At 47.5% G+C, this 21,724-nt stretch carries 20 protein-coding genes; 2 read left to right on the top strand and 18 right to left on the bottom strand.

The window, feature by feature from the left end:
* Window positions 1–337: 337 nt before the first annotated feature.
* Together BMY62_RS12075 and BMY62_RS12070 are read left to right on the top strand one after the other, a co-directional pair.
* Window positions 338–529, top strand: coding sequence for a hypothetical protein (locus BMY62_RS12075; protein WP_090660276.1), 192 nt, complete (start codon window positions 338–340; stop codon window positions 527–529).
* A 390-nt stretch (window positions 530–919) separates the two neighbouring features.
* A complete protein-coding gene (locus BMY62_RS12070; RefSeq protein WP_090660273.1) occupies window positions 920–2,146 on the top strand; it encodes a tyrosine-type recombinase/integrase in 1,227 nt (408 codons plus the stop codon).
* An 11-nt stretch (window positions 2,147–2,157) separates the two neighbouring features.
* On the opposite strand, the gene BMY62_RS12065 is transcribed toward BMY62_RS12070, so the two are convergent.
* The 18 genes from BMY62_RS12065 to BMY62_RS11980 are packed head-to-tail and all read right to left on the bottom strand — an operon-like array spanning window position 2,158 to window position 21,723.
* Window positions 2,158–2,649 carry a DUF1353 domain-containing protein gene (locus BMY62_RS12065; protein ID WP_090660269.1) on the bottom strand — a complete coding sequence of 164 codons (492 nt, stop codon included), beginning with the start codon at window positions 2,647–2,649 and terminating at the stop codon, window positions 2,158–2,160.
* A gap of 9 nt (window positions 2,650–2,658) precedes the next feature.
* A complete protein-coding gene (locus BMY62_RS12060) occupies window positions 2,659–2,853 on the bottom strand; it encodes a hypothetical protein (protein WP_090660266.1) in 195 nt (64 codons plus the stop codon).
* A gap of 31 nt (window positions 2,854–2,884) precedes the next feature.
* Window positions 2,885–3,295, bottom strand: a complete 411-nt coding sequence (locus BMY62_RS12055; protein WP_090660263.1) for a hypothetical protein — start codon at window positions 3,293–3,295, stop codon at window positions 2,885–2,887.
* Window positions 3,292–4,893 carry a hypothetical protein gene (locus BMY62_RS12050; protein WP_090660260.1) on the bottom strand — a complete coding sequence of 534 codons (1,602 nt, stop codon included), beginning with the start codon at window positions 4,891–4,893 and terminating at the stop codon, window positions 3,292–3,294. The genes BMY62_RS12055 and BMY62_RS12050 overlap by 4 nt, the downstream gene beginning before the upstream one ends.
* Before the next feature lie 2 nt (window positions 4,894–4,895).
* On the bottom strand, window positions 4,896–5,216 hold the full coding sequence (locus BMY62_RS12045) for a hypothetical protein (RefSeq protein WP_177170379.1): 321 nt from the start codon (window positions 5,214–5,216) through the stop codon (window positions 4,896–4,898).
* 10 nt (window positions 5,217–5,226) lie between these two features.
* A complete protein-coding gene (locus tag BMY62_RS12040) occupies window positions 5,227–5,799 on the bottom strand; it encodes a phage tail protein (protein WP_090660254.1) in 573 nt (190 codons plus the stop codon).
* 57 nt (window positions 5,800–5,856) lie between these two features.
* Entirely contained in the window at window positions 5,857–7,395 is a 1,539-nt protein-coding gene (locus BMY62_RS12035; protein WP_090660251.1) for a hypothetical protein, read from the bottom strand.
* Window positions 7,396–7,401: 6 nt separating this feature from the next.
* Window positions 7,402–8,892 carry a baseplate J/gp47 family protein gene (locus BMY62_RS12030; RefSeq protein ID WP_090660249.1) on the bottom strand — a complete coding sequence of 497 codons (1,491 nt, stop codon included), beginning with the start codon at window positions 8,890–8,892 and terminating at the stop codon, window positions 7,402–7,404.
* Window positions 8,892–9,194, bottom strand: a complete 303-nt coding sequence (locus BMY62_RS12025) for a hypothetical protein (protein ID WP_090660246.1) — start codon at window positions 9,192–9,194, stop codon at window positions 8,892–8,894. The genes BMY62_RS12030 and BMY62_RS12025 overlap by 1 nt, the downstream gene beginning before the upstream one ends.
* Window positions 9,195–9,243: 49 nt before the next feature.
* Window positions 9,244–9,723 (bottom strand): hypothetical protein, encoded by a 480-nt coding sequence (locus tag BMY62_RS12020; RefSeq protein ID WP_090660243.1) that lies wholly within the window; start codon window positions 9,721–9,723, stop codon window positions 9,244–9,246.
* A gap of 2 nt (window positions 9,724–9,725) precedes the next feature.
* Window positions 9,726–10,091 carry a hypothetical protein gene (locus BMY62_RS12015; protein ID WP_090660240.1) on the bottom strand — a complete coding sequence of 122 codons (366 nt, stop codon included), beginning with the start codon at window positions 10,089–10,091 and terminating at the stop codon, window positions 9,726–9,728.
* A gap of 21 nt (window positions 10,092–10,112) precedes the next feature.
* On the bottom strand, window positions 10,113–10,439 hold the full coding sequence (locus tag BMY62_RS12010) for a hypothetical protein (RefSeq protein WP_090660237.1): 327 nt from the start codon (window positions 10,437–10,439) through the stop codon (window positions 10,113–10,115).
* 2 nt (window positions 10,440–10,441) lie between these two features.
* The gene (locus BMY62_RS12005; protein ID WP_090660235.1) at window positions 10,442–12,499 is read right to left on the bottom strand and encodes a hypothetical protein; all 2,058 of its coding nucleotides are present in this window, start codon (window positions 12,497–12,499) and stop codon (window positions 10,442–10,444) included.
* Window positions 12,500–12,502: 3 nt separating this feature from the next.
* On the bottom strand, window positions 12,503–13,456 hold the full coding sequence (locus BMY62_RS12000) for a hypothetical protein (protein WP_090660232.1): 954 nt from the start codon (window positions 13,454–13,456) through the stop codon (window positions 12,503–12,505).
* The gene (locus tag BMY62_RS11995) at window positions 13,453–13,956 is read right to left on the bottom strand and encodes a hypothetical protein (protein ID WP_090660230.1); all 504 of its coding nucleotides are present in this window, start codon (window positions 13,954–13,956) and stop codon (window positions 13,453–13,455) included. Before BMY62_RS11995 ends, BMY62_RS12000 begins: the two co-directional genes overlap by 4 nt.
* Window position 13,957: 1 nt before the next feature.
* Window positions 13,958–14,818, bottom strand: a complete 861-nt coding sequence (locus BMY62_RS11990) for a hypothetical protein (RefSeq protein WP_090660227.1) — start codon at window positions 14,816–14,818, stop codon at window positions 13,958–13,960.
* A gap of 51 nt (window positions 14,819–14,869) precedes the next feature.
* Window positions 14,870–15,280 carry a hypothetical protein gene (locus BMY62_RS11985; RefSeq protein ID WP_090660224.1) on the bottom strand — a complete coding sequence of 137 codons (411 nt, stop codon included), beginning with the start codon at window positions 15,278–15,280 and terminating at the stop codon, window positions 14,870–14,872.
* A gap of 11 nt (window positions 15,281–15,291) precedes the next feature.
* Complete coding sequence (locus tag BMY62_RS11980; protein ID WP_090660221.1) at window positions 15,292–21,723, bottom strand: SNF2-related protein; 6,432 nt, start codon at window positions 21,721–21,723, stop codon at window positions 15,292–15,294.
* Window position 21,724: the final 1 nt, after the last annotated feature.

Here is a 21,724-nt window from a genome sequence, read left to right as displayed (position 1 = left end):
CGTGTAATGTTCATCTCGGACTCCTCTCTTCTTTGACTAGTTGATAGTTACTCTAGTCTGGCACATTGATGCCGATTAAGGGTGGAGGAGTCCATCCCATTGGGTTAGCTAAAACAGGCTAAAAAATATTAGCCTGGAGGAGTAAGCTCGCTCTAAACTCTAGTTAATTCATATATCTGTCAATACCTTACAAATATTAGAATTAATTCTAAAAAATGTGTAAAAAATTTCGACATTAGAAGTTTCATTGTAGAACTTATGTATATATTTTTAAGGAGTAAGTAGTCGAGTTAGTCCAGCGTATTGGAGCACGGAAGGTTATTGCGTTGATTCTGGATTGGAAGAGTATGACCGCCTGACCGAACTGGCCAGAATTATTAAAGGCAGGATGATTATTTCAGTTAACGATATCCCGGAAATGCGCAGAGCTTTTAATGGGTTGACTATGGATGTGGTGTCGATCAACCATACGGTAGGCGGTCTGCACGGCCGCGACAAACGCAACGAATTAGTGATAAGAAACTTCTAAATTGCCAGTACCAAATAATAAAGCGGAAAATAGTACCAAACAGCGCGGCGCATTACATTTAAATGTGACTACTAGCGGATCATACAAAGAAAGATTGATTATTGCGATTTGTTTTTTGAAAGTGCCCCAAGGCTGCCCCACAGAAAACAAAAAAGAGCTAGCGTTTAAGCTAACCCTTTGATTTTTTTGGTAGGCCGTGTGAGACTCGAACTCACGACCAACGGATTAAAAGTCCGTGTTTTTGTGTATTTATGTGGTTTTACGCTATTTTATACAGTTTCATAAACATTTACAAAATAGCGCGTTACGGGTAAATTAACATTCATAAGAATTGATAAGAATTCGTACAAATGCGTATGAATTGTAACCCCGGCGTAACCCCGAGAAAATATGCAAAAAAAATTCAACTTCACCAAGGCTGAAATTGACTCACTTCCTTTGCCTGAAAGCGGCAAGCGCGATACCTACCATGATGCAAAAACAAATGGCTTAAGTTTGCGAGTATCTTCAACAGGAGTTAAAACGTTCTGCGTTTTCAAACGTATCAAATGCGGCAATCCAGAGCGGGTAACGCTTGGCAGATATCCGGAAATGACAATAGACCAGGCAAGGCGAAAGGCCATGGAAACAAACATAGCCTTGTCTGACGGAAAAAACCCTGCCGAAATCAAGCGTAAACTGAAATCTGAACTATTATTCAAGGACCTGTTTGCTGAGTACATAGAGCGCCACTCGAAGCTAAAGAAAAAAACCTGGGATGAAGATCTGGAAAAGTACAGGAATCATCTTGAAAATACGATCGGCAAGAAAAGGCTGTCTGAAATTGACAGACGCACCATAGCAACAATACATAGCAGTATAACGAAACAAGGATGCTCAAAAAGCAAACAAGGCAGCCCGATCGCCGCAAACCGCACATTAGCATTAATATCTAGCGTGTTTGGATGGGCTATATCATCTGGATTGACAGACACAAATCCAGCATTAGGCATAAGGCGAAACAGAGAAAAGAGCCGCGATCGATTTATTCAGAGCGACGAACTGCCTAGATTCTTCCAGGCACTAGCTGACGAGCCGAATGAAACGGTAAGGGATTATGTGCTGATTTCTTTGCTTACTGGCGCCAGACGATCAAATGTTTGCTCTATGCGGTGGAAAGATATCAGCTTTGACCGTGCGGAGTGGCGTATTGAAGAAACCAAAAACAATACCCCTCAAACGGTAACATTGTCACTGGAGGCCATTGAAGTCCTGAAGAACAGAATTGGCAAAAACGAAAGTGAATTCGTTTTCCCAGGCAGGGGCAAACTAGGTCATCTGGTTGAGCCAAGAAAAGGGTGGGAACGAATCTTGGAAAGGGCTGGAATTGAGAATCTCAGACTTCACGATCTGCGCCGCACACTTGGCAGTTGGCAAGCAAAAACCGGAGCATCGCTGCCGATTATCGGCAAATCACTAAACCATAAAAACCAAAGCACGACTGCTATTTATGCAAGGCTTGATCTCGATCCGGTTAGAGAATCTGTCAGCACTGCCACAAGCGCAATGTTGACGGCTGCAGGACTTTCAAAGCCGGGGAAGGTTATCCAGATTGATAAGAAGAAGGCAAAAGGGTGATGAAACCCTCATCAATGATGATTCCTAATTTTTCTTGCCCAATACACCCAACCAAACACCCTGACTCCCGCATAGAGCAGGTACGCCACCCACCTATCCGTCATTTCTGCCCGGTAGGTGAAATTCTTATTCAGACCGTGATGTTTGATAGCCTCCCTTGCATCTTTTGGCAGCGCATCGAAATATGCCAGCTTGTCCGATAGCATCGCATCCAGATAAAGCTGGTCGCACTCCTTTCGAGTAAAATTTCTACCCTGGGTCACGCCACGCAATTCATACAGCTCATCATGTAACGCGGCGGCTGGCCGGTGCGGTCCATTCGGATTGATTAATTTCCGCAAGAACCATGGGACTGACGAAAGATTATTCAAAGAGAACGGATGCATGCTAACTACGCACCCGAACCTTTCAGATTGGAAATCCAGATAACCATCACTGATCCAGTGACCTGATCCGTCTGGAATCATCCAATACGCGGGAGCGCGTAAAAATCTTCCTTTCATGGTATTTAATTAATAGTAGCCGTCGTGAGGTGCCGGTACGCCCAATTGATCGTACTGGGGCTCTAGTTTCAAAGTGCGCGCGAGATAATCATCTTCAGCCGCCTCCCACTCGGCATCAAGCCTATCCTTTTTTGATTTTGTGATGGCTTCACCACAACCATAAACAAACAACGTGAACGCTACTACGGAAAAGATTATGAACATACAATGACCTCTTGCTTGTTATTAAAACTGTTTAACTAGGCGCTGTACCAGACAGGATTTCAGCAAGACGCGCTTGAACATCAAGCACAACGCCATTTTCCTCGACTTTGGTAAGAATATATCCAATTGCATCCTGCACTTGCTGTATCGACATGTTGACCACAACTGTTCTCGGATCCTCGAGAATTGTCCAGAAATCGTCAATAATCGGGTCGGTAGCACGCAATTCCCTTGCCTTTAACCGTTCATCGGATTTGAATAGCAGGAAAAAGCCTGGAACGTCTATAGAACGCGGGCCCTCTTCTTTGACAACATGATAAGCTCCGCTTGTATCTGTGACTCTTATACCGCCTGCATGCCAAACATTGCCAATCAAAATCGGCTCGCTTACGGATTCGGCAACGACCTCATCCGTTGCGATATCAGTCAACCTGAACATCATTTAAACCCTCCAAGAACAACACTGTTTTTCGTTAATGTGCCAGCATTCCCCTTGATATTGGTTTCAGTCATATCAAAAGCCACTGGCGACGTTCCGCTGATAGCGTTTATACGCTGTGCGCCAGCCCCCTGCCCCACCACAAACACAGCGCCCTTGGCGGCAGATGTCTCGGCGACACCTTGGATTGCTGTGTCTTCGTATTTAACTGAGATTAGGTTTGTCGCCGATGGCGAGACATTTTCATATGCCGCCGCAAATGAAAAGTCATCGCATGGGATTATTGCCATTTTCTCGCCACTGCTTGTTGGCAACGAACCAAATTCTGTTGGCTGCGTTTTTACAAGAAGAGTGTCAGTCTCAACAACCGTATACATACATTTCTTTGGCTGAAGCGCCTCCCTGTAAGCAAAGACAATGCAGTCTCTATGCAAGAATGCATCAGAGTAGATGCCTTCCACTGTATATGCAATCGTAACTTTTCTTTCACTAACCAATACGCCAGCCACATCTAGCATGGCAACGTAAATCGCAGATTGATTTCCTTCGGCTAGAAAAAGATAGAAATTGCTTTGATCTGCTAATATTTTGAATGACATCTGGTAAATGCCGTGCGTGTAAGTGCGTATATGAGTATTTTGCAATGCCCCGGCATTGTTAAACACATAGGTTTTAAGATCGCTTGTGACATATCTATATGCGACTGCAAAATAACCGTTTAATGACGATGTTTCAACAGAATGAAGTCCGCCATCTGTTGTTTCTATGTTAGTCATCGCCAAAACTTGAGCACCAATCTGGTTGTATATTCCAATATACAGCCCCTTTGTAGATACAAATTTTGACAAACACACAACCGCCACATTGCCGTCAGACAACTTCTGCAACTGTGTGCTAACTACGCCCGCTGCGCCAGCCCAAATTTGTTTTGCCTCTGGAGCCAAAACAACGTCACCGACGTTATCATAAACAGCCAATTGTTGATCACCGTCAGATGATAAATAGCAGATCATGAACCCGCCATTTTCTAAATCAGTTACATCGTAACGGTCATTAGATGTTATGGTGCCAATCTGCGTGTCGCTTTTTATGATATCCAGAGTATATGGATCCATGATCATAAATCGCAGCTCAATAAGAGATATGCTCCAAGTAATCAACAAATTACCGTTAGAAAGCTTTCTTATTTTTGGGTTTCGCAAAACTGCTCCGGATGTGGACTTGTCAACTTCATTGAAGTCGATAAGATTGCCACCGGAGTCATATTTATAGATAACAAGACCAGATCCAGATGTCCCCGTTGAATATGAGGTTAAAGTCAGTATATCCCCAGTATCATCTAACTTAATTACCGGCGATCTATCATAAGTATTACTGTGCGTAGCTTTAACTGTCGTTTCCGGGATAATCGTTCCGGTTTTGTTAGCAACCGCCGCATTGTCTGCATTCCTTACCAGATAAGATTTTCCGTCTGGAGTTATTTGAACCAAATCGCTTTTATTGACATTTTCTCCGGCCAACCCAACACCTTTAATGCTATTAGCAGATCCGCCTCCGTAACCCGCAGATGTTGAGCCAAACTCTCCTGACAAGAATCTCATTATTATTCATCCTCTTCAAAAACAGTTACTCTTGCGGCCACATTGCTTGTAGAAGCCTTCAAAACAATACGCTCACCAGCTCCGACTATTTCGCCGGTAAGCTTATATATGCCGTTACCTGGGATCTGCAGATTCGACGGCTCAATACTGTCACTCTCGGACGGCGTAGCGCTTTCTGATATATAAATACGCACATCAACTGGGTCATCATCAAGATTCACCATATTTATGCTTGCCGTGGCAACTTTTCCGACCGGTATTGCGCCAGTATCTTCGAGCACATTAGATGTCAGCATTCCGCTCCATTTCTTTCCTGATGCCATTTATCACCCTTTAAATATTCGCAAAATAAAATCTTCTGGCTTTTCTGTTATTCAGTCTCAACTGCAGCTCGCTCTCGGTAATGTACTGAGGATGTGGATCTGCTTTGGCCTCATGATCAGCTATAGCATTGGCAACATATTGATGCGTGGCCATAACTATACTAGGATCAACAAGGAGATTTATCTCTGCCGCATTTGATGTCTCTACTATAATTTTATATAGCGTCTCTCTGGTTGATCCTTCGGCCAGGATAGGCTTGTACTCTGGCGGGTGGTTTCCGATATATATCGTTTCGCCACTGCTATCATAGACGGCAATTTCCCGTACATGGAATCCGCCTACCTCCGGGGGGACAACAAGTTCGATGACGTACCATGCAGAATTAACAGGGTCCTGAGTAATCGAATTGATGCCGGCTCGATAGACCTCATTAACTAGCCGTGAACTAGGCACTGGCAATGGAACTGAGCCATTACCATCACCCAATGCAACTTCGGATAGATTAATGGGCGTATTATTGACCGCAGCAACAACCATTGCCGAGGCACCAATATCGGTAAGTAAAGTGTAGTAGTTGCTCATATTGATTGAATAGTAAATTGCCCTGCAAACATAAAAAGCGTTTTTTTCCTATAATGATTACCCAACAACAGTGCGTAACGGAGGTGGCAGATTTAATTCAAATTCAGCATGGGTAATTGACCTTTCACCTGCTGGATAATCCAGCGCAGGAGATGGCGGATTTATCGATGCTAGTTGCGCAACCCTTGCCGATATTGTTGACAACTCAAAGCGAGAATTCGCCACCTGTGGTGTAGATGTTTCAGGAGTATAATCAGCCACCACCGTACCAGAGTCTGGCCAATAATCAGCACCGACGTCCACATACAACTTGGCAAGATGCCTGTCATCAACGCCATCCGGATCTTCAAGTACAAGGCGATGCTCAAGACGGGCATAAACACATCTGATATCGTCTCCATCGATCAGATCGAACCGCTGGCATGATCCATGTACAGCGTATGGCGTGCCTGACACATAACCACCATTCTTAACACCTGACATAAAGAAAGAAACCGATCCATCAGCCTCAGTTCTCTGCGCCACCCCGCTTCCTGCTGGCGGCCAGAACGCCTGCGTCTTGCCTGAATTCTCCAGCCGCCATTCGCCGGTAGATTCACGTAACACCCAAAACTCGATGTTCTTAATGTTTACACCGGTATTCGAAGCAGCGTGACTAATCCCAGGCCACACAACAAACCAGCAAGTAGCTGACTCCCACGGGATCAGTGCCTTGAAAGACGGATCATCTGGCTCCCACCAGTTTGGCGTCATATCTCCGCGAGCCTGACTTCCCATGCCGACAACACCCTTCTTTGTCCAGTCCTGAGTAGGTGATCCAAGCAATGATATCCCGGCATCATTAACACCCATGCTGGAATACAGGCCACTGAGACCGCTTCCAAGCAGTTTTGGATAAATGGTAAATAAATTAATTTCGGTAACAGCGATACCTATATAAAGCTCGCTTCTGAATTCGGATGGACGCGAGGCGATCGGATAAACAGTGCTGTAAGCGCCAGAAAAGCAGGCGGCCCCAATGTAATTTTTCTGTCGCCAACTCGTAAGCTTTGCGAAGTACAAAACCAGTCTCGCCGGAACAATAGAACGCAAAATCGGCTCCATCTTGTCGATATCATCCCAGGTTGTTTCCGGAGATTCGATTGATATTCTGACTCGGCTGGTTGAGTATTTCGTATCGTTCGCGTACTTGAGGGGAGACAGCTTCTTTGGATACACCGCCGTTTTTAATTGAGCCATCTGCTCAATATTATGCTGGTTTGGCAGTAGCAGCTGCATATAGGTCTCAAGAAAATAGAAACCGCGACCGTTTTTATTTCGTGACTTCCACGCTTTGTAGAGGTATCTCGTAGCCGTTTCTTCTCGCTCGATATCAAGCAACGAAAGTCCGTCAGCGTTGACCATTCTGCGCACAAGATCGAGCGATCCAAGGTGCGCAACACCGAGCACGTTCTCATCGAATGCCTGTTCTGCCAACATCAATTCAAACAAATCAATGAACAGGTTACGCAGGTCATTTTCAACTTCATCGACCGCAAAACTGTTAGCAAGCGGCTTTAACTGTGGAAGCTCGGCGTTTGGAAAATCAAAACCCATTCCGCTTTACCCTTCCCATGAAGGTGGAAGTACGTTTTCAGTATTAATATTGACCGTCAGACTCGACTCGGACACATACCGCCATAATTCAGGTCGGAAATTACCGACTGGCTGCGCGATTGTGATTTTCACATCAGCATTCGCATCCGATAATGCCTGTATTTTTGATTTCAGCAACGCGTATACAGACTTGTACAAAGGCTTATTAGCGCGTCTTGAGCCAGGTTGAGACTCACCGTATTCAGCCAATATTGCTTCGATTATTTTTGATCGAACATCGCTTGCTATATATGCTGCTGATATTGTTGCCTCCACTGTCATGCCGATCTCTGAACGCACGGGCGTCATGAATTTAACGCGGTAACTGTTATCCGCGTGCAGGATAACGTCACGAATACCTTTTTGGGCGGCTGTAAGGTCAACCTCATCGATAAATGCTGGCGCAACCGGCGTATTCGGATCGGGCTCGGTCAATACCGTTTCATTACCCTCAGCAGACAGGCAAGCCACAAACAGCGTGTTTATGTTATCAACACTGGCAGATCTTGCCGATTCTTCAATCGTCTCGTTCCAGATAGACAGAAATTGCGTGTCGTGATACTTGCGCCTGACTACGAAATCGAATTCCCCCAGGAAAACAGCATTATGATTGTAAACCGTAGGGTACCGAACCATGTCCCGCAATGTCGTTATATCTGGCGGGTTTTTGCCCTTTTCAAGCAGCGAATTAAGTGACAGTTCAACGTTATTCTCAAGCGGTGATATGAGATATTCAAACGAAAACGGCGCGCTCGCATCCAGTGTTATTTCACCGGCTGCACGCGATATGGTCAGCGTTATTTCGTGACCGTCAGGCGGCTGGAAACCGATAATATCCTCTTGGCCGAATCGAACATAAATACGCTGCCTGTCATCAGACTCAACGTGGAAAACACGGTCATCAGGGCTAACGTTTACATATCGTTCCCGATATTCGTATTCTCCGTCAGAATCGCTTACGGACATCCCGCTAAGATACGTCTCATCGATCGATTGAGGCACCTCTATGGCATAGAACGGAACGCTGCCTGATACTGTATGAATAATGGTTTCTTTCTTGACCTGGGTGGCCTCAATTGTCCCCGTGCTGTTTGCAGGAACAACAACCGTTGTTTCGACAATATAAGGCAAACCATTTGAATCTATAACGATTCTGCCAGTATCTACTGCGAATGCAGAATCATTGTTGTTTGTAATAAGTATTTGAACCCTTGCTGGCGTTGCCTTTGCAATCACGCCACGCATAGCGGCATCGGCCATCACCGTAGCATCGCGCACTTTTTCAAATGGCTCGGCCATCGCCGTCTCAACTTGCTGAGAGAACATCGCCAGCATAGCGGCCATGGCGTCCAGGCTTTGCAGTATTCTCGGGTCGCCCGCCTGATAAAGTGCGGCAACAGATGGATGAGACGCTATCGAATCTCTAATTTTCTGCTGAAAATCGGCTTTAGTGAGCATTAAGTTTCAATCCTTGGAACTTCGATCGCCTGCCCCGCTACTTCTATCAACAAGTCGAGTCTGTCAGGCGGCGTCTGCACGCTGTAAATGTTTGTTGAATTCGCTGGAAGTGCTTGAAGAACCGGCACATCAGTTCGCAATTTCTGCAATTGCGCATCAGCAGTGCCACCAGAAAGCGGGCTTTGCAGTATATCTTTGAGGGATTGGCCGTAACTTGAGCCAAGATATCCATTCTCAGGCGTTTTAAGCCAGTGAGACACCATATCCTGTACTTCTGAGCCGTCAATTATGTTGTTTGCCATGTATTGAATCGTAATGACTCAACACATGGCAATTTAGCGGATTTTCCGATTAAGGCGCGTCGGTTGCTTCGTAAAAGCCGTTGGGTGCCGTCATTATGATGTCGGATCCATCTGGCGTTTTACTGAAAGCGTTAATGGTCAACGGAATAATTTCTGCATCAGTACCGCCAGCCGTATCAGGGTCATAGCAGAAAACCAGATTGCTCCAGTTATCTCCAGCAGTGATATTTGCAAATGTCTGATCAGGAACATAGCAAACCATCTTGTCATTCACATGATCAGGCGCCAGCGCAACGATATCGGCATCAGTCAGAACCTTGCGGGCATAATTGGCATTGGTCACTTCGTTGGTCGTGCCAGCCAGCACATCAGACAACGTTTCCTTGTCCTTCAGGACGGCATCGCTCTCGATACCGGTTTGCGCGAGCGCAAGAATGACAATCGCGGCATCAGCCGGGTCGTTGTTGTCGACACGCTCATAGTATGCGGCAACCTTGCCCTTTGCTACATTAAAAACAAACTGAGCCATGATTACTCACCCCCTTTCATCAATTCACAAAGATAGAACGAATCCCGTCTGTATCCAGCAGGATTCTGCGGGTCAGGCGATGTTTGACCTGCAAAATTATCAGCAACATACGCTTTCGCGGCTTGCTCGCCAGCCATTCTCTTGCCATCGAAACAGCAGTAATAGCCTGGCGAACTGATAATATTAAAATTCACGTCGCCCCCTTGCGCGTGTATCGTGACAACGCCCTTACCGATAGACAACAGCCCGTATCCGGTAAATTCATCGATAAATTGCTGGGTAATTTTTTGCGTTCTGCTTGGCTTAGACAAAAGACGTATGCCAACTATCTCCGTCGTTCCAGGCTCATACAAACGTTTTAATTGCATTTCTTCTACTCCGGATAGAAATTAATCGTAGAACCTGATTATTCCATTCTCAACAACCGTCCCTCGGTGCGGTTGTCCGTTTTTGTCTGTCCAGTTTACCCGCACCCGGTAACTGCCGGCTTCAGGTACTTTGCCGGGGTGAATGTACAGCATAAGCCGATCTTTCCCTTCTATCTGAACTTCAGCCGCGCTTTTCGTGAACTGCACCACTACGTCACCATTGGCCGCTTTCTTTGTCATCGTCAGCGTAATTTCTTGAATATCACCAGCATCGTAATCCAGTGAATTATCTATCGTAATCGCGGCCTTATGTGCCGCGCCGATGTATGCTCTGCCTCTGGTGCTCATTTTTAAAGCCTTATCACGATAGGTCCGTCAAATGTGCGGACTCTGATTTTAAAATTAAGTGGAATAAATACATAACCACCCTCAACAACAAGCGCAAGCGCCCTGTTCGCCTCTGTCGCGCTGTGTATTGAGGCAATCTTACGACTACTGATCGACAAAGCTTGCTCAATCTCGGCGGCGCTATCGATAGCCAAATTTGATGCAGCGTCAATCTGTTTGGCCAGATCACACTCAACAACCTGGACAACTTCCACCCTGCCCGCAGCACCCAACAGCGAAGCCGAATTGATCTCTGTCGCAGCAACCAGACCGTATTCGCTGGATGGGATTATCAACACGGCGGCATTCTGTTCTGTAACAGCGTTAATCATTCCAATTTTCTGCGCGGCCAATTGGCTGGCTGAATCTAACTCCATCGCAACAGGTATCACTATCGTCTCTATGACAGTCGCAAATCCAGCGGCATTGCGCTCTACTGCCTGAATGATTTCTGATCGCTTGTATGCAGACAGTAACAAAGCGGAGTCATATTCGATGCAGGCATTAATTGTCCCTACCTTATTCGCGTGCAAAAGACCGGATTTGCTATATTCAACCGACTGAGCTATGTTCAGAGAGGATGACGCGCCAAGGGACGGAGCAACGCTGCTTTCAATGGCAGCATTTATTCCAGCCATTTTTATGCCGAATAACAGATTTGCGCCATTATGTTCTGGTGACGGTGAAATGAAGCCGGAAAATGCGCTAGATAGCATAGGCGCGGAACCAGGTTCCATCACGCTTGGTATCGAACCATATTTGGCGCCAAGTATAGTTGACGCATCATTAAATTCTTTTGTACTGGCAATCGGTATTTCGTTTGCCGATGCCAAAATCAAAGCAATACTCAATTCCGAAGCGCTTTCAATAAATGACTGCTTGCGACCGGTAATTATTAAAGCTGCCGACGCCTCTGTCGACACATCTATATTTCTTATTTGGGATCCCGACAGAACAGAAGACAACCCAATCTCTTGGGACGCATCCACGAAACCGGTCTTGATCGCAGATACGGTCCCGGCCAAATCTATCTCGGATGACGGCTGCATGCTAATGCCGGACATAGCTTCGATGACATTGGCATCATTCAATTCGCCGGATGGCGTTACAGACAACTCAGAAGCGACAGACAAAAATGTTGACGCATTCAATTCAATGGATGAATTTACTGAATTTCGAGAATACTTGACCAGTATAGGCGCAATATTGATCTCGTTGCTTGTCGTTATAACACCCTGTTTGACACCAAATATGCTTGTCGCGCTACCGACCTCGCCAACCTGCTCAATCGGTATCTGATCTGGTGCAGAAAGCATCATTGACACATCAATTTCAGTCGCCCGAACGATAGATGATGATTTGTAACCGGATAACTGTAAAGCAGCATCATCCTCTGACATGACGCTTACCACACCATATAACAAGCTGCTGACCGCGACTGCCAGGCTGCCCTCTGTAGCAACTGTTATTTGCGCAACTTTGTCGCCTTCGATACCCGATGCCTCATCGATCTCTGCTGATGGCGATACTTCTCCAGAAAAAAGTGATGCCAGTATGCCAGATGCATCTGTTTCTACCGTAGTATCAATTGTTTGTGATTTAGCCCCTGTAATAATGCCTGCCGCGTCGCTTTCTGCCGTGGCCTGCACCGCGCCTAGCTTGCCACCATTGATAATGGGCGATTTATCGGTTTCCTGCGTTACACTGATATCAAGTAGTGACAGTGGCGTCAATGCAATAGCTGTATCACTCTCGGTCGCCTGGTTAATTGGTAATTGACTGGAATCGAAAAGCAGGTTTGACCGGTTAAATTCCTGTGCAACAACCAGCGCGGATGACATGGCCGAACCAAGCAAAACCGCGTTATCAATCTCTATGCCCGGATTAATGCTTTGTCTATAAGATGCCGACAGGATGGCAGCCGCATTGTGCTCTATGGCCGGGCTGATCGCTATCGGGGCAGGCCCGTAATCCCAGAAACTGCGAACCGGACCGCCAAGACCAAGCCTTGTTATCTGCATGTATTACACCAATACGGCAACCGCCGTTCCATCGACCGCCGCTGCCACCTCGGTAATCGTAGCGGTGTTGGTGGCAGCATTGTACGACTGAATTAATGCGCGCTGATCTTTCAATGCGGCTGGCGCACTGAATACAAGCGCAGCATTCTTGTAAATTACGTTGCTGGCGCCATTCGGAGCGCCCCCGCCAACAGTCGCAAGTACCGCCGTTGTGGTCGTGCCACCTGCAGCGAAAGTAACCGGCACGGCGCGAAGCGCATGTTCCTTGAGATTGGTTGCAGCACTGGCATTGCCGTCTATCGCCTCGGCATCAGCCGGAACGCGGCCATTTACGAGATTGGTCACGGTTCTTGTATCAATAGAATCAAGCACCGTTTTAATCGCGCTGTCTTCATCCATGAACTGCTGAACAAGCGTTGCCGATGCATCATCAATGCGAACCCTGCCCTCCGCGTCTATTTCATGCAGTTCGGAATTTACCGGGAACTTGTTTTTTATGGTTGTCAGATCAGCAACAATTGACGCGCCGACAGGAGCGCCCAATCTTGTGTAATTGTCGCCTGATTGCGGGTGTGTCGTAAAAACGGTTATTGATGCGGTTATTGCCGACGCATTCAGGAACTGGAATGTTATGCGGTCATAGTTGCTTTCAGCCTGGGAAGGGATGTACTGCCAGCAACCGTCGCCCTCATGTGAGACGGTACCAGTACCGGCTGCAAAAGCGCCGTTATCGCCCTTTACGTTCACGGTAGTCGTGCCGGTCGTAACCGGGTCGCCGTTTATGTCAATGAGTTGAGTTTCTATACCCTGGTTGGCAACGTTTTTTTTCATTCCAAAAATCACCCGTTTAATATTTGATACCCACGCAGCCAGAAAGCCCGGACCTCCTGGCGGAGCGGATTGGCCGCCACTTGTTCCGAGTACGCCAGAGCCGAGTACATTACTGCCGAGACTCATACATTAGGCCAGCCGGTTTTATAGTTGTAACTGACAATGGCGCTGAAATCCTGCATGGCCTCAATCGCATCCTTGTGCATGCCGGCAACACCAGCAATCTGCGCCTCCAGCCCCGTTAATGCCGCTGAATTTGCAATCACCCGGTTGACTATGCTTTGCAATGGAACACCTCTAGCCGTCGCCTCAACGTTTAATGTAGGCGCGTCTGCGGGGTCAAGCGTCAGGTTGTACGATTCCGCTTCCGCTTTTTTGGCCGGCCAACTTGCCATTTCTCCAGGCGAAACGCCATCAACTGCTTTGTTGCGCAACGTGGCCGCATACGCATCAACCTTGCGCTTGAACTCGGCAATAGTCAGCGACAGCGGATAACCGTCAATAATCGACTGTACGGCAACATCGTCATCCGATACCCACTCGCCGTTGATTTGCTTTAGTGAATGCCCTGCCATGCTTATTTCCCTGTGCAGACCGTTACCTTTTTCTGTGTAATTGATAGTCATGTTAATTCAGCCAGAAAGATGGTGATGAATTGTGCTCTGTGAACGTGTTGCCGCTCAGGTCCCCACTAGGCAAGGCACCATACGACGTATCAAGAAAGATTGACAGAATCCTCACACCGGATGAGTCCAGCCCCATGAACAGACCTGCAGGCGCATATTGCGGACCGGCAAGGTCGGCAGATCCGGTATTGGCGATCACAGCCATGTAATAAAATCCGCTTGGCAACCAGAACGGTGCCGCAGGCGTGGCCGTCTTTATACCGGTTGTATCCAGCGCTATTTCTGCAACATCGGTGAATTCCTTGAGCAAATATCCGGGCTTTCCATTCGGCGCGATTGTATAAATGCCGACTCTGGCAACACAGGTCGCAACGGACGTAAAACACCGAACAGATACCTCGGATACCATTTTTGAGCATCCCCACCAAAATGGAACGCAAATAAGGTCGTTATTCCACAGTGTATGTGATGAACTGGCCTCGGCACCTTGCCCCATGGAACACATGCCCTGCACACCGCTTGCCGGGTAGAAATTACCGTAGTGAGGTGCGATCATGGTTTGTGAAGCCGCAACGATGGAAATTGTTGCTGAAGTTGACAGGTCAAGGGCTGCTGGCGACGTTCTGTCTAATGTCCCGCCGTTAAGGGTTTCATGGACTTGATCACGCACCAGCGTTGTGGCTGCCGACAAATGCCCGACGCCTATTTCACGGTCATTGCCGTCCTCAGCGAGATACCAGAACGGATTATTCTGCCCGATGGCAGTATTTAGTGATATGTGCGCGGCATCAACAGCGCCCGACAGAGTGAGATTGCCCGTACCGCCTGCACTGATTGTTTCTTTTGCAAAATTTGCCAGCATTTAATTACGATCCAGTTTGTTTTCTGTATCGTAGTCAATGCCAGAGCCTTTTTATGTCGGGTTTTCCATATCCGGGTCAAATAACTCCCAAAATTCGCCGCTATCGCCGTCAAGCATGAATTTGTTTGTACCTATGACGTTCTGGCCGAGATTCATCGTTCTGAATTCATCGGCCATAATAAGCGTTTCTTCATCCGTTCCGCCCCGGTAAGAATCCGACACGATGGGGTCGGACTGGTCGCCCATGCTATACCCGTTCGCGTTCATCAGTTCTTTGAGAGCCCACCAGTACGGACCGTAATCCCGGTAACGAGACCGGTCATTACGCAATCTGTCTGCCACAACACCAAGGCCGAATGCCAGCAGGTTATTAATGCCTCGATTCGTAATTAGATTCGCTTTTTTCTCTTCAACCAGGGCTGAAATTTTGTTTTTGTCGAAACGGTATTCTGTAAAATTCATAATCACCTTCCTTATGCAACAATTCTGACGCTGTGAGACTCAAACGATCCGCCGTATTCTCTCTCCAGCGCTTCGTAAACACTGCGCTTGATAATCCATGAATCCCCAGGCGCCGCTGGCAAGTTAGCAGCCACTTCCTTATCCCATGGCTTAATACCTTTCTTGCTACTCACCCAGGCCGCTTTTTCGCCCATGCCTTCAGAGAACTTTCTGATATTGACCAGTTTTGTGAAACTGTATTCTGACTGTATCGCAATCCATTCATTATCGCCGGATGGGCCAGAATCAGAACCGGCTTCGGTTTCATCTATAGGCAACGCATCTATTGCCTTGTTTACAATGTACCTTAGAATAGGTCCAGCCAGATCACTTGGCGGCGTGTCTCCAAAATCGAACCATGGCGCGGCCTGCCTGAAATAATTATCAGCCTGCCCTCTGATTTCCTGCTCTGTAGATCCTGTAAGGGCTGCTTTCAGATCATCTTCTGACAACCGCCTTTGTATCTCGTCTGTCGCCCACACCCTGCCGTCAAGATCATCAATTGTAAGCTGCATTTTATTTGCAATGGCGTAATTAACCAGAGCGCCACGCTTGTTAAGTCCACTTGGTCTCACCTGCACATCAAGATTGCCCGGCACAGTAAAATAACTTCGACTTGCCGACCTGACAACCGAATTTTGTGATTCCTTTATTTTCTGCATGACTGGCGTATCAGCATCATCAATCACGAACGGGAAATACGGTTGCGGCAATATGTAATCGTATGTCGAATATTCAACCAGCACCTCGGTTTTACGACGCTGCGCAACTTCAGGAACAACCTTGTTGAATTTATTGTTAATATTATCTGCGCTGTTGATCTTGTCCTCAATAGCCGCCGCATCGGTTATACACTTATCATACTCGGGCATGCCAGGATAGATTAACTCGCCCTTTTTCAAGAAAACATCAACATTCGCTGAGGCGATATTTTCTCTTTCAGATGAGTATGCAATAGCGTACAAGCCCTGACCACTGAAATACAGCAAGCCGAGATTACCATCGCTAAACCGGCCAAAAGTGCCATGCACCACAGGCTTGCCGTCAATTACTGAGCCCTTGCCATCGGCAATCAGGCGAGCGACTTCTGCCGGTATTCCACCTTTTTCAGCGGCCTGTCGCGTGAAATTGGCCTTTGATTCTTCAATCATGGACTTGGCCATTTCTACTTCTTCTGACCATTCGCGCGCTATATCACTATCTTCATTGACTTCAATTTTGAACGATGGAGATTTTTCGCCGCGAAGCATTTTTTCAAAGTCACTCTCACGGTTAGATACAGAACTCAAATATGCGATCATTTCTTCAAGAGAGTAGACTTTTTCAGGATATCCGCCCCTGAATGTGGAAGATTGCTCTATCTGATTTGTCAGGCCATTTATACGCGCCTCAACTTCAGACAGTATCTGCTCATTTCTAGCCACTGCGGACGCAGTGGCTTTAGGATTGTTAATGCGGGCATTAATTGATGACGCCTGTATTTTCAGTCTTCTCAGCCCCAAAATGCGACCGACTACCATGTTCACAGGGCTAGGATTTTCATCAATGAACGATTTCTGCTTGCGGATCGTGTCAATGTTGATCATCTGTTTATCACGATTCGTTGCTGCGCGCGCCTCGGCTTCTTTGGCTGCTATCGTTTCCTGCATCCTGCGCATTGCATCGGAATCGCCAACGGTATCAATCAACGCTTCCATCTGCTCTTTCGACAGTCCGCCTGTGACGGCAACACTCTCGCCACCGTCAATGTTCATAACGTTACCTATCCAGTCGGCTTTTTTATTGACCATAGACCGCTTGTTAGTGTCAAACGTGCCATCCGCATCATAATGATAGATATTAACGCGCTGCGTCTTGTTACCCTGGCGAACGCCACGACCGTTACGCTGTTCAAGACTGTCAGGGGTCCATCCGATTGTTAGGTGATGGATGGCTTGCGTGCCTTTCTGCAGGTTAATGCCGACTTCGGCCTTTTCATTGGCAATAATGGTGCGGTACTTATTGTCACCTCCTTGCGCATTAAAGCCGTCCTGGACCTCGAGAATTTCATCGGGTGAATTATTGGTTTTCCCGGTAATGATTGCTATTGCACCGGTCGGAACACCGGCACGCTTGGTCAGCAGCCGTTTAATCTTGTTGTGCAACGGCAATATGTCACAGAAAATGATCTGTTTGACGATCGATGAAACGTTTCCATCAGCATCAATACCTCTTGGTGTTGCCTGCTCATTCTGGAAATTCTCAAGCATGGCAGCTAGTTTTGGTGGAACTGTAACGTCGAGATCCAGCCCCGCTTTTTCGGCCATTTTTTCAAATGCTGTTTGCGTGTCTGAATCGATCGTATCAACGACTATGCGCGTGCCTTCAGTGATTCTGGCGCGAACGTGAATTTTAAGCAGTTCAATGCCGTCCCCACCGGCATCCTTGACTATCTTCTTGCCGATAATTGCATCATCGGTAGTCATAGGACCAGGCCGCTGGCGCTCTTCAGTGTATTTTTTCTTGTTGAACTGGTCTATAACAGTTTTTGCCTGACTATCCTGCGCCGGCGCAAAACTATAAAAGGTTGCGCGCTGATCCAATTCAGGGTCGGCGATCAACATGGTCATCTTATTGATCAGGTTGAACGGATGCCCTATCAGGTCCATCGGTTCACCGAAGTGGCTTGCTACAGTCTCGAACGCATCAGGATCGCCCCTGTTCGGCTCTTTCTCGGTTATGTAGTCAATCGCATACCTGAATGCAGCTTTATACACTTTTAATCTGCTGACGATGTCAGGCGTCAGCGTAACCTGAGACTGCTTTTCTTCACGGTCCGGAACAACGATTTGCCCGCCGACGTCCTCAGCGGTTTTGATCGTAGCCACTTCACCTATGGATTTTCTCAATATGCTTACGTTAGTCAGCCCGACAAAAACATCTGTCGTTCTTGACACTCCGTCCATGGTTACATCATCCTGATTCTCTTTCTGAACAAAGATATCCATGAAATTGTCAGAGCCCCGTATGCCCAGGCACATGTCATTTACGCGGTCATGTCCAACGGCCAATGACAACATTGAATAAATCTCAAGCGGGCTGTTAGTAATAGGTGTGGCGGTCAGCATCATAACGCCGTCGCCCAATGGCGATTTGCCTCGTATGTACCAGGCTTTTGCCTGCGCATCCAGACCGCGTTTGGATGCGGGCGACAGTGACAGGAATTTAGCGCCCTTGAAGTCGAATACCTGGCTTGAATTCTTGAAAACATGCCCTTCATCGATCACGATACTATCAACGCTCATATCCTCAAGGTATGGCGCACTACCAGTCTTGCTGGACAGGATAGCCATCAATCCTGATTGTTTGCTCTTGTTGCGCTCATCTTCTTTTTTATCTTCACTTTCCGCGAAACTTGCATCGACTCTGCGCAGATAGCGCTCGTAATCTTCAATTGTTTCATCGCGTAACCGGATACGCTCAAACGCTTCAAGCGTCATGAAAATCTTGTTGTGCCGATTCTCCATAATCGCGGTCAAATCCTCATCAAAATTCGATGATTTAACAACCGCATCGCCGTTTTTGTTCTCTCTCAAGCCGACAAACAGAGTGCCGTCCATGCTTTCATACGCGCGCGAAGCTTCTTTTCTCCAGTTCGATAGAACTGAATTTGGAACAACGAATAGGGTTTTCTGTTTTACGCCTATGCTTTGCACGTATTGCACAGCAGCAAGAGCCTGGAAAGTTTTGCCGAGCCCGACGCCGTGACCATTGATGCCGCCAAAATCACGACTCATGCGCCTTACAAAAGCATTCTGGTACCCATGCAACTTAATTTCATCACCCATTCCAGGGATGGGCACTTCAGATTCGTCATCAACAGACCTGAAGCGCAATTTTGTCGGATCTGACGCGGTTTTCTCCATGCGGTCCATGATTACCCGGTTCCCACGCACCCACCCGTTAAACTGCTCATTCGCAGTATTAATCATCTTGCGCAGTTCTCGCAGTGCTTCGGCGTCGTTCATATCCAGCTTGACGCCGCCGAGCGTCATCGTGCCGTTTTTCAGATAATCACCGATACGGTTGAGTAGCTTTTCATTGTCACTCAACTTGCTGCTAGGAACGTCAATATCAACACGTTTTTGGCCTGTTTTTTCATCGAAAACTACCGCAGCTGACGAGTGAACAAACCGGCGCAGAAATTCTGCTTTTTCTTCATGCGTCACATAAGGGCTGAACAAATTAAAAGTCAGTTTTGTGACGTCTACCTTGTCGACACGGCTTTCCGCGTCCATCTTCTGACGTAACAGTTTCGCGCGGACCTTATCATCGGTAGCCTGAGCAATTTCGGCATCCACGCGCCTTATAAAGTCGGCATAGTTACCGACATAGTAATCATCCGCCTTGGTAACTGAACGACCATCAGCCGAGACACACCATGCCGGATCTTCAATCGGGTTAAAGTCATCGCCATATAACCCCTTGGCGTCATCAAGCGACACCCAAATTGATTTTGTCTTGTAGCGAAGTCCCTCAAAACCGGAATCAGCCGTAATTTCTACCGGTGTCACAGACTGTTGCACATCACCGCGCCATATAGCCGAGAAGCCGGTTTTCTTCTTGTAGTGCGTGCCGATCAGGTTCAAGCCGTCCTTAATCTTTCCACCCAACTGAGACGGCCTGCTTTTTGCGACACTAGATGTAACTTGCATGGCGTCTGACAATGCGGGGTACTCGTCAAGGTAGTTGACGCCTACCTCGTCACCAAGCCGCTCTTCAAGGACCTGCGCTACCGACAGCCCCACAATACCAGCGTTCCAGTATTTACCACGATCCCCAACATCCGCCAGCCTTCCAAGTTCTGCCATTGCGCCGCGTAACCATCCTGGAATATCGAGCGATTGTGACGTTTCCTGCATGTGCGATATGAATTCAACAGCAGATTTGTACGTGACTTTTTCTGAGAATGCGGCATAAGGCGAAGCCAGCTTGTGAGCCATATCAAGCATCACCGTACTATTCTCGCTGCGTTGCAGCGGCACCCATTGGCCGTCTTTCATTTGCAGAGTCTGGCCTGACTGGGTGATAGTGTCACCATCACGGTAAATGATCATCTGTGTTTCTGTGGTGTCCAGCATTCCCCAGTCAATCCGGGAATCAGGGAAGCGCTTCAGCATGCGCCCGATTTCTGCAACACTGGCCGGATTTAAAACCCGGTCAACGTCACGGAACTTGTTCGGGTCCTTTGGAACGAATTCGCCAAGGATGAACCTCTTGCCGTCAGTATCGAAGTAACGGCCATCGATGAACGTCTGCCACTGTACGTTTGCATCGATCAATGTTTGTGGCGATTGCTCTCGCAGTTCAGAGATTTTGTCCAGTGTTTCTCGGTTAAATTTACGATACACGACAACATCGGTCATCGTATCCGCACTGGCGGTACCAAAAACAGAATTTGGCAGCCGGTATGCGCCCAGGAATTCGGCCATGTAACTTGATTTAAGCCGCAATTCCTCTTCTTTACCACCTTTGCCTGAGACAACCCTTGGCGGAGTAATAAAAGCCGCCAATCCGCCCGGTTTTAGCTTCTCCAGTGATCGTAAAATAAAGTAATTCTGCAGCGGCTCTTTCTGGTACCGGTTGTCGTGCAACTGGTTCCCGCCACGGTCAGCAACGCCGCCAAACGGGACATTGGTTATGATCGCGTCGTACTCTTCATCCGGCGTGTTTGCGGCCACTTTTTCAAACGGCGACACCATGGCCTTGTATCCGGGTCCGCCGTTTACAAGCTGGTTAATACGACCGCTTGTTTCGTTCAGTTCAATGGCGTCAATGGCGGCATTCTGAGGCGCAACAGCACCGAATATGCCTACTCCAGCGCTTGGATCAAGGACCTTGCCGCCACTGAATCCCAGTTCGCGCATCAGATCCCACATGCCCTCGGCCACAGGCTTAGGTGTGTAATACTCATACGCGCTACCTTTTTTGCCGTCAGCACCGATTAATGCGCCACCGGTACCGGAATACTTGGCAAGGGCTATTTTCTGTTCTTCAGTAAGCCTTTCGCCGTCGATTTCGCCAGAATCTATCTTATTCAATATCTCGATAGCTATCTGGTTATCTTTTTTGCGCTGCGCCGGTTTTCTGTTCGGGTCGAAGTCGTAAAAATGCGATGTTTTCGTGCGCGGCGCCTGCAGATCGCCGTCATCAGAGACCGGCTCGGGGCTCTTGTCCTGCGGCTTCGGTGTTGACACTCCAAGGCGCATCAGCAGGGCATTTACCTGACTTGCGGCCTTTATCTTCTGCATCGGACCGGTTGCCGCTTTAAGTTCTGCATTGGCTTTGGAAAGCTGCGCAGTCAAGCGGATACGCTCAATTGGCGATAGGTTTGCATCATCAAATATTACCGACAAAACGCTCATT

Origin of the sequence: Nitrosomonas marina (genome assembly GCF_900111605.1) — a bacterium.
Classification (GTDB): Bacteria; Pseudomonadota; Gammaproteobacteria; order Burkholderiales; family Nitrosomonadaceae; genus Nitrosomonas; species Nitrosomonas marina_A.
The sequence above is the reverse complement of the archived record's forward strand: the minus strand, read 5'-3'. Positions and strand labels throughout refer to the sequence as shown.